The sequence below is a fragment of the Pseudonocardia pini genome, assembly GCF_013870575.1.
GTDB classification, from domain to species: Bacteria; Actinomycetota; Actinomycetes; order Mycobacteriales; family Pseudonocardiaceae; genus Pseudonocardia; species Pseudonocardia pini.
In genome coordinates this window covers 1-1,601 of record NZ_JACBXB010001016.1, presented here as the reverse complement: position 1 = coordinate 1,601, position 1,601 = coordinate 1, and the positions used below count along the sequence as shown (strand labels likewise).

General features: G+C 73.1%; 2 protein-coding genes. One reads left to right on the top strand and one right to left on the bottom strand.

Annotation, left to right across the window (positions count from 1 at the left end):
* Positions 1–647, top strand: a 647-nt coding sequence (locus H5J29_RS32020; protein ID WP_181784656.1) for a rhomboid family intramembrane serine protease, incomplete at its 5' end; no start/stop codon positions are given.
* Between the two features lie 658 nt (positions 648–1,305).
* Here H5J29_RS32020 and H5J29_RS32015 read toward each other — a convergent pair.
* The coding region (locus tag H5J29_RS32015) for a PH domain-containing protein (RefSeq protein ID WP_181784655.1) at positions 1,306–1,601 on the bottom strand (296 nt) is incomplete at its 5' end.

Below are 1,601 nucleotides of genomic sequence, written 5' to 3'. Positions count from 1 at the left end.
CGGTCGTCGTCAGCGTGCTGACGGCGCTGAACGTCGCCGTCTTCGTGCTCACCGCCGTGCAGGCGGGCAGCATCGGCTCCAACGAACGCTCCGCGCTGTTCCGGGAGTGGGTGCTGGTGCCCGGGCTGGTCGCGGGGGGCGAGTGGTGGCGGCCGCTCACCGCCGGCTTCCTGCACTACGGGCCGCTGCACCTCGTGTTCAACATGATGGCGCTGTGGCTGCTCGGTCGGGAGCTGGAGCCGGTGCTCGGCCGGACCCGGTTCCTCGCCGTCTACCTGGTGTCGCTGCTCGGCGGCTCGGCGGCCGTGATGCTGTTCTCCGAGCCGAACGCGCTGGTCGCGGGGGCCTCGGGGGCGGTGTTCGGGCTGATGGGGGCGTTGTTCGTGATCGCCAGGCGGCTGCGCGCGCCGATGGGGCAGATCGTCGGGCTGGTCGCGGTGAACCTGGTGATCAGTGTGGTGGTGCCGGGGATCTCCCTGGTCGGCCACCTGGGTGGGCTGGTGGTCGGCGCGGCCGCCACCGCGGCCCTCGTCCACGTCCCCCCGGTGCGCAACCGCACCCTCCTCCAGGTCTCCGCGCTCCTCCTGCTCACCGTGGTGGTGGTCAGCGTGATCGCAGGCAGGGCCGCCGCGGTGGCGTTCGTGTGAGCGGCCCCTCCGTCCTCCGAGCCGAGCCGCTGGGTGGGCCGGTGGTGCGCTCGCGTTCGTGACGCCGAAGCAGGTCGAGTCGCCCTACATGATCACCGGCTGGGTACCCGCGACCGCGCTGTCCGCGGCGGCACGTGCCGAGGTGGTGATCATCGCGCGCTCTTGAGGGTGGCCGGTCGGAGATCGACCGTCGAGCTCCCGAGAAGCGGATCACCGCGGCGGCATGACGTGCACGGAGGCTCCTGCGAGCCGGCGACTACCTCGGGCCTGTGCTGTGCGCCTGCCCGAAGAGATCCAGACCTGGGGAGCGGGGCGGTCGGGAGTCGACCGTTCTGCGCCCGAGGGGTGGATCATCGCGGTGCTCCTGGAGCCAGGAACCCACGGCGCTGCGCGCGGACCGTGATCCTGGACTGGAGAGGCGGTGATCGTCGGGGGGCGGGTGGTGCCGGGGAACGGCGTCGGTCCCCGGCCCGCGGTCACTCCGGCTTGCTGCACCCGCAGCCGGTGGAGCAGCCGTCGGTTCCGCGCATGGGCGTCCTGGCGATCATGGCGATCTCCTTCATGTGGTCGGCCCTCCGAGCGTAGGAAGCCGAACGGCGGGCGACGAGCGTCCGCACGGGCGTCGACCGCCTCCGGACCGTGACGGGCGCTGGGCCGATCAGGTGGGGCGCTTCGGGAGGTAGGGCTGGACGACGGCCGCCACGTCCTCGGGATCCGCGTCCAGGTCGAGCCGCCCGAACACGACGAGTCGCTCCTCGCCGCCGATGAGCAGGTCCAGCTCCAGTTGGCTGGTGTCCCGGCCGAAGCGGCGCGTGCGGAACACCCGCACCCGGCGGACCGCGGGCCAGTCGACGGACCGGACGCCGGTGAGCCCCCGGACCTCCAGGCCGTGCCCGTGTACGACCAGCCGCGGCCGCACGACCGTGCCGTGCAGCGCGGCGAAGCCGAGGCCCG